9 protein-coding genes are annotated in these 6,186 nt (G+C 66.6%); 7 read left to right on the top strand and 2 right to left on the bottom strand.

Going from position 1 to position 6,186, the window contains the following annotated elements; genetic code table 11:
* Positions 1-373: winged helix-turn-helix domain-containing protein (locus tag X803_RS0110480; RefSeq protein WP_026545101.1), on the top strand; the 373-nt coding region annotated here is incomplete at its 5' end.
* A 51-nt stretch (positions 374-424) separates the two neighbouring features.
* On the opposite strand, the gene X803_RS0110475 is transcribed toward X803_RS0110480, so the two are convergent.
* A complete protein-coding gene (locus X803_RS0110475) occupies positions 425-1,315 on the bottom strand; it encodes a LysR family transcriptional regulator ArgP (protein ID WP_026545100.1) in 891 nt (296 codons plus the stop codon).
* A gap of 70 nt (positions 1,316-1,385) precedes the next feature.
* Between X803_RS0110475 and X803_RS0110470 the strand changes: the two genes are divergently transcribed.
* The 6 genes from X803_RS0110470 (at position 1,386) to X803_RS0110445 (ending at position 5,418) form a co-directional block, all read left to right on the top strand.
* The gene (locus tag X803_RS0110470; protein WP_026545099.1) at positions 1,386-1,982 is read left to right on the top strand and encodes a LysE/ArgO family amino acid transporter; all 597 of its coding nucleotides are present in this window, start codon (positions 1,386-1,388) and stop codon (positions 1,980-1,982) included.
* 75 nt (positions 1,983-2,057) lie between these two features.
* Positions 2,058-2,321, top strand: coding sequence for a hypothetical protein (locus X803_RS19240; protein WP_051470659.1), 264 nt, complete (start codon positions 2,058-2,060; stop codon positions 2,319-2,321).
* A gap of 176 nt (positions 2,322-2,497) precedes the next feature.
* Positions 2,498-3,328, top strand: coding sequence for an amino acid ABC transporter substrate-binding protein (locus tag X803_RS0110460; protein WP_026545098.1), 831 nt, complete (start codon positions 2,498-2,500; stop codon positions 3,326-3,328).
* Positions 3,329-3,430: 102 nt separating this feature from the next.
* Positions 3,431-4,090 carry an amino acid ABC transporter permease gene (locus tag X803_RS0110455; RefSeq protein ID WP_026545097.1) on the top strand — a complete coding sequence of 220 codons (660 nt, stop codon included), beginning with the start codon at positions 3,431-3,433 and terminating at the stop codon, positions 4,088-4,090.
* Positions 4,077-4,838 (top strand): amino acid ABC transporter ATP-binding protein, encoded by a 762-nt coding sequence (locus X803_RS0110450; RefSeq protein WP_026545096.1) that lies wholly within the window; start codon positions 4,077-4,079, stop codon positions 4,836-4,838. Before X803_RS0110455 ends, X803_RS0110450 begins: the two co-directional genes overlap by 14 nt.
* Positions 4,839-4,959: 121 nt before the next feature.
* Positions 4,960-5,418: an SRPBCC family protein gene (locus X803_RS0110445; RefSeq protein ID WP_026545095.1), complete on the top strand. Its 459-nt coding sequence runs from the start codon at positions 4,960-4,962 to the stop codon at positions 5,416-5,418.
* A 101-nt stretch (positions 5,419-5,519) separates the two neighbouring features.
* Here the strand turns inward: X803_RS0110445 and X803_RS19235 are convergent.
* A partial coding sequence (locus X803_RS19235) for an aldehyde dehydrogenase family protein (RefSeq protein WP_035778593.1) occupies positions 5,520-6,186 on the bottom strand: 667 nt, incomplete at its 5' end.

Below are 6,186 nucleotides of genomic sequence, written 5' to 3'. Positions count from 1 at the left end.
GGTGGAGGCGGGTATCTCGCCGCTGATTCCGGAGCGGTACCGGATGGGCGCGCTGATCCGGCTGGTGTGTGAATACCTCGGCCAGCACCGGGTGCTGCAGTATCCGAGCCGTTACGGGCTGATCGAGCTGCGCGGGAAGAACCTGCGGATCGACGGGAACGCCGTGGAGCTGGCGCCGGCTCCGATGAGCCTTTTCCGGGCACTGGTCGAGGCCAACGGCGCGGTCCTGTCCCGCGAGCAGCTTGTCGGGGTGCTGCCCGGTGACGCCGGTGAACATGCCCTCGACATGACGATCAGCCGCTTGCGGAAGTCCCTGCCGGAGCCGAACCTGGTGGCGACAGTCATCAAGCGCGGGTACCGGCTGCAGCTCTAACCCCCGCACCGGAACTTTTGTGCGTCTATGGCGGGATGCGACGGCGTCAGCTCACCGGATCTGCGCAGAAGTTCCGGTACGCAGGAGGTGCGCCGCCCTGCGGATCGCCTCCGTAAGCCGGTTCAGGCGCTCCGAGTTCAGGGTCCAGGTCTGCCAGTACAGCTGCACATTTTCTTCGGCGTCCTCCTCGAGCAGCACCAGGGTCCCGTCCGTCAGGTCTGCCTCCAGCTGCAGCTCGGGAATCATGCCCCAGCCCAGGCCGGCGCGAAGGGCTGCGAGGAAACCCTCGGAGGACGGAATGAGGTGCCGCGGCGGAGGCTGGCTGACGCCGCGGGTCTGGAGGAACCGCTGCTGCAGGTCATCCTTGGCGTTGAACTGGATCATCGGCAGGCAGGTGAAGTCGGCGCCGTCGTTGTTCCGGAACCGGCGGTGCAGGTCCGGCGTGGCCACGGGCAGGTAGCGCATAGAGCCGAGGAGTTCCGCGCGGCAGCCGTTGACCGGAGCCGGATCGGACGTGATAGCACCGAGAACGTCACCCTGGCGGAGAAGCCTGCTGCTGTGGTCCTGGTCCTCGACGCGCAGGTCCAGCGTGGTGTCCGCCCAACCCGCCGCTTCCCCCAGCACGGGCACAAACCAGGTGGCCAGCGAATCGGCGTTGACGGCCACCGGGGTGACGCTCCGGGCCGCAACACCCTGGCCCAGCGCCGCACGGGTCTCCGCCTCGATGAGCTGTACCTGCCGGGCCATGCGCAGCAGCACGGAGCCTGCCTCCGTCGGGGTGCAGGGTGTCCCCCGGCGCACCACCACCTGGCCCACCGACGCTTCGAGCGCCTTGATGCGCTGGCTGACGGCCGAGGGCGTGACCCGCAGAACGTCGGCGGCACCCTCGAAGGACTCCTCGTCGATGATTGCCGCCAGGGCCCGCAGCTGTTCGAATTGCATGAAGCAAATCTAATGCATCTTGCAATTCTTTTGTTTGTCTACATCCGGTGCGCTGGCTACCGTTGACGCCATGCTGAGTATCTGGGGCACCGGCCTCCTCACCGGGCTCGCCCTCATCATCGCCATCGGAGCACAAAACGCCTTTGTGCTGCGCCAGGGCATCCGCCGCGAACACGTGGGCGTTGTGGTGGCGCTCTGCATCGTCAGTGACGCGCTCCTGATCCTGGTTGGCACAGCCGGAATCGGCGCGCTCGTGTCCCGTTTCCCCGTTGCGCTGGACCTCCTGCGCTGGGGCGGCGCCGCGTACCTGACGTGGTGGGCCGTCCGGTCCTTCAGGTCGGCCTTCAAACCGGCGGCGCTCGCGGCCGAGGCACCGCGCAGCCGGGGATCCGTGGTCGCCACCACCCTCGCGCTGACCTACCTCAACCCGCACGTCTACCTGGACACCGTGGTGCTCCTGGGCAGCCTGGCCAACCAGCAGGAAAACGGAACGCGGTGGGTGTTCGCGGCCGGCGCCGTCGTCGGCAGCATTCTCTGGTTCTGCGCTCTCGGCTACGGTGCCCGCGCACTGTCCGGAGTGCTCAACAGTCCGCGTACCTGGCGGGTGGTGGACTGCATCATCGGCGTGGTGATGCTGGGCCTTGCCATCAAGCTGATTCTGGGGTGAACCGCGGCGCAGCATCGGCCCGCGCCGAACGATAGAGTTAGGGAAACACGCCACGCATCAGACACGAGGAGACTCATGGCACACCCGGTACGCCAACCGCGCGAAAAGCGCCCGACCCACTCCGGCGATGGACACCTGCTGACCAACATCGTCGCCTTCGCGGTGATGTTCATTCTCTTTGCGCTGTCGATCTACTCGCTGACGTTCTTCGAGAAGACCAACGTCTGGCCGTTTGCGGTGTGTCTCACACTCTTCTTCCTGGCGTTCTGGATTCCCCAGACAATCCTCGGCCGGTCCGACACCGGACCGCGGATGGCGAAGGGCGACCGCAAGGCCTGAATCCGGCAATTGGTCGACTGGGGGTCCGCTGTGCGGGCCCCCAGTCGCGTCTGCGGGTGCACCCGGCCCAAATGTTACGCAGTGTGACAGAGGGGAATAAGTGGGCGCCGTCGACTGCTGGAATGGATAGCTGCCCGCACTCGGGCATCCCATTCACAGCGTCAAAGGATATCCCCATGATTTCTCGCCGTCTTCCGCTGCTCGGCGCCGCGACCGCCATCCTTCTTGCGGTTGCCGGTTGCGGTTCATCAGCCTCCTCCGACACCGCGTCCGAAGGCGCCTCCGAGTCCACCGGCGGCACCACCCTCGCTGAGATTCAGGAGTCCGGTGTACTGACCGTCGGAACCGAAGGCACCTACAAGCCCTTCACCTTCCACGAGGGCGGCGCCGGCGAGCTGACCGGCTACGACGTCGAGGTCATCACCGCCGTCGCGGAGAAGCTCGGCGTTGAGGCTGAGTTCGAGGAGACCCAGTGGGACGCCATCTTTGCCGGGCTTGAGGCAGGCCGCTTCGACGTCATCGCCAACCAGGTGTCCATCACCCCGGAGCGCGAGGAAACCTACTCGTTCTCCGTGCCGTACACCTACAGCAACGGCGTCATCGTGACCTCGGCTGACAACAGCGAGATCACGTCCTTCGAGGATCTCGAGGGCAAGACCACCGCGCAGTCGCTCACCAGCAACTGGTACGAGCTGGCCGAGGAAAGCGGCGCCGAGATCGAGGCCGTTGAGGGCTGGGCGCAGTCCGTCACCCTCCTCGAGCAGGGCCGCGTGGATGCCACGATCAACGATGAGCTGACCTTCCTCGACTACCAGAAGTCCACCCCGAACGACGCGATCAAGATCGCCGCGGAGACCGAGGAGCAGTCCCGCAGCGCGCTGGCGTTCCGTCAGGGCAGCGATGACCTGGTCGAGGCCGTCAACTCGGCCCTGGAGGAGCTGCGCGAGGACGGCACCCTCGCTGAAATCTCCGAGAAGTACTTCGGCGAAGACGTCAGCGCAGAATAACCACCACGACGACGACGGCGGGCACCTTGACGGGGCGCCCGCCGTCAGTCTGTGCGGACACCCGTTACCCGCCCACCTTCGATAGCGTAGGAACTCATGGACATTGACTGGGATCTCGCCCTGACCTCACTCTGGCCGCTGGTCCAGGGCGGGCTCACCGGCACCATTCCGCTGTCGCTGGCGTCGTTCGCTTTCGGCCTGATGCTGGCCCTGCTCGTGGCGCTCATGCGGCTCAGCGCCAACCGGCTGGTGTCCGGAATCGGCCGGGCGTACGTGTCGGTGATCCGCGGTACTCCCCTGCTGGTTCAGCTGTTCGTCATTTTCTACGGGTTGCCCTCGATCGGGCTGACCATCGATCCGTGGCCGAGCGCGATCATCGCGTTCTCGCTCAATGTGGGCGGTTACGCGGCCGAGATCATCCGCGCCGCCATCCTGTCCGTCCCCCGCGGGCAGTGGGAGGCCGGGCACACCATCGGCATGTCCCGTACCCTGGCGCTGCGCCGGATCATCCTTCCGCAGGCGGCACGGGTGTCGGTCCCCCCGCTGTCGAATACCTTCATTTCACTGGTGAAGGACAGCTCGCTGGCGTCACTGATCCTCGTCACCGAGCTGTTCCGCCAGGCCCAGGAGATTGCCGCGTTCAGCCAGCAGTTCATGCTGCTCTATATTGAGGCTGCGGCCGTGTACTGGGTCTTCTGTCTGGTCCTCTCGGCTGGACAGTCCCGACTGGAGAAGAGGCTGGACCGCTATGTCGCCCACTGATGTGCTGAAAGTCGAGGGGCTGCGGAAGTCCTTCGGGGACAACGAGGTGCTCCGCTCGATCGACCTCTCGGTTGCCTCCGGTGGCGTGGTTGCGCTGGTGGGCCCCTCCGGCTCCGGCAAGACCACCGTGCTGCGCTCCCTGAACGGACTGGAAATTCCCGACGCCGGCCGCGTCACCTTTGAGGGCGACCCCGCCGTCGACTTCGGCTCCAACGTGCCCAGGCGCCAGCTCATGGCCCTGCGCGACCGCAGCGCCATGGTGTTCCAGCACTACAACCTCTTCCCGCACATGACGGTGCTGGAGAACGTGATCGAGGGACCGGTGCAGGTCCAGCGGCGCCCCCGGGCCGAGGCCGTGCGTGACGCCGAGGACCTGCTGCGCCGCGTGGGCCTCGCGGAGAAGAAGGACCAGTACCCGCATGAGCTCTCCGGCGGGCAGCAGCAGCGCGTGGGTATTGTCCGGGCGCTGGCGCTGAAGCCGACGCTGCTGCTGTTCGACGAGCCGACGTCCGCACTGGATCCGGAGCTCGTGGGCGAAGTGCTCTCCGTCATCAAGGAGCTGGCCGACGAGGGCTGGACCATGGTCCTCGTCACCCACGAGCTCGCGTTCGCCCGCGAGGTGGCCACCGAGGTGGTGTTCATGGACGGCGGCGTGGTGGTTGAGCACGGTCCGCCCGAGAGGGTGCTGCGCAACCCGTCCGAGGAGCGGACCAGGCGTTTTGTGCACCGGCTCCTCCACCCCTTTTAGGCGGGTTCTTCAACCCTGGGCCCGTTAATCCCACTGAGTGGCGCGTTCCAGTGGGAACGAACCGTTCCTTCCCGCTGGGCGTAGCAGCTCAATGGGACCGGCGGCGGCTAGGCTCGATGCCATGGACCACACAGTAAGCCTGACCCAGCATGTCAACGCTCCCCCGGAAAAGGTCTGGGCTGTCATCACCGACATCCCGGGCTCGGCCGACACCCTCTCCGGCGTCAACCGGATCGAGATGCTCAGCGACGGCCCGTACGGTGAAGGGACCCGCTGGAAGGAAACGCGCACCATGATGGGCCGGTCAGAGACCGTTGAGATGTGGGTGTCGCAGGCGGACCCGCCCCGCAGCACCACGGTGAAGGCACTCCAGGGCAAGGCCGACTACACCTCCCGAATGACCCTCACCGAGCGCGACGGCGGCACGGACCTGACCATGACCTTCGGCGCCGAGATGGTCGATCCCTCGCGGGCCACCAAAATCGCGATGGCGCTCTTCGGGAAGCTCGGCCTGCTCGCCACGCGCAAGGCCCTCGCGAAGGACCTCGCGGAAATCGCGGCGAAGGCGGAGTCGCTCTAGCTCACCACGAATGCCCACCGGGTTGCAGATCTCGGTGGGCTCACGCGTGAACTGCCCGGTGAGTACGTCGGCTCAGTGGGCAGTCCCGCGGAGATGAGGACCTACAGCAGACCCTTGGTGTGCCATACGGTCTTGGTTTCCGTGAAGAACGCGATGCGTTCCAGGGAGGGGGCACCGGCGTCGGGCCCTGATTCCGGCGGGAGCACCCGCTTCAGGGAGTCTGCGGCGGCGATCTGCAGGTCCACCCAGTCCAGCTCCCCGGCGCCTAGGAGGTCCAGGGCGTTGACGTCGGCGTGCGCGGCGAGCCACGGCGCGATCTCCGCGGGTGACCCACTGAGCACATTGACGACGCCGGCCGGCACGTCACTGGTCGCGAACACCTCACCGAGACTCAACGCCGCCAGCGGCGCCTTCTCGGAAGGAATCACGACGACGGTGTTCCCGCTCACGAGGACCGGCGCCACCGCGCGGACAAAGCCGAGCAGCGAACTTCCCGTCTGCGGTGCGATCACAGCCACCACACCGGTGGGCTCGGGCACGGACAGGTTGAAGAACGGACCCGACACGGCGTTCCCGTTGCCCGCGACCTGCACGTACTTGTCCGCCCAGCCGGCGTACCAGACCCACAGGTCGATCGCCTCGTCCACCTGGGCCTGCGCCGCGGACGCCGAAACACCCTCGAACGCGGCGATTTCCTCGGCGAACTGCGCCCGGCGGCCGTCCAGGATCTCCGCGATCCGGTACAGCACCTGCCCGCGGTTGTACCCG

Origin of the sequence: Arthrobacter sp. 35/47 (genome assembly GCF_000520475.1) — a bacterium.
GTDB classification, from domain to species: Bacteria; Actinomycetota; Actinomycetes; order Actinomycetales; family Micrococcaceae; genus Arthrobacter_D; species Arthrobacter_D subterraneus.
The sequence above is the reverse complement of the archived record's forward strand: the minus strand, read 5'-3'. Positions and strand labels throughout refer to the sequence as shown.

Bases quoted from the DNA above. Each gene is read 5' to 3' on its own strand.
- X803_RS19240 (WP_051470659.1), top strand. From the start codon at position 2,058: ATGGCACACCCGGTACGCCAACCGCGCGAAAAGCGCCCGACCCACTCC.
- X803_RS0110445 (WP_026545095.1), top strand. From the start codon at position 4,960: ATGGACCACACAGTAAGCCTGACCCAGCATGTCAACGCTCCCCCGGAA.
- X803_RS0110460 (WP_026545098.1), top strand. From the start codon at position 2,498: ATGATTTCTCGCCGTCTTCCGCTGCTCGGCGCCGCGACCGCCATCCTT.
- X803_RS0110470 (WP_026545099.1), top strand. From the start codon at position 1,386: ATGCTGAGTATCTGGGGCACCGGCCTCCTCACCGGGCTCGCCCTCATC.
- X803_RS0110475 (WP_026545100.1), bottom strand. From the start codon at position 1,315: ATGCAATTCGAACAGCTGCGGGCCCTGGCGGCAATCATCGACGAGGAG.
- X803_RS0110450 (WP_026545096.1), top strand. From the start codon at position 4,077: ATGTCGCCCACTGATGTGCTGAAAGTCGAGGGGCTGCGGAAGTCCTTC.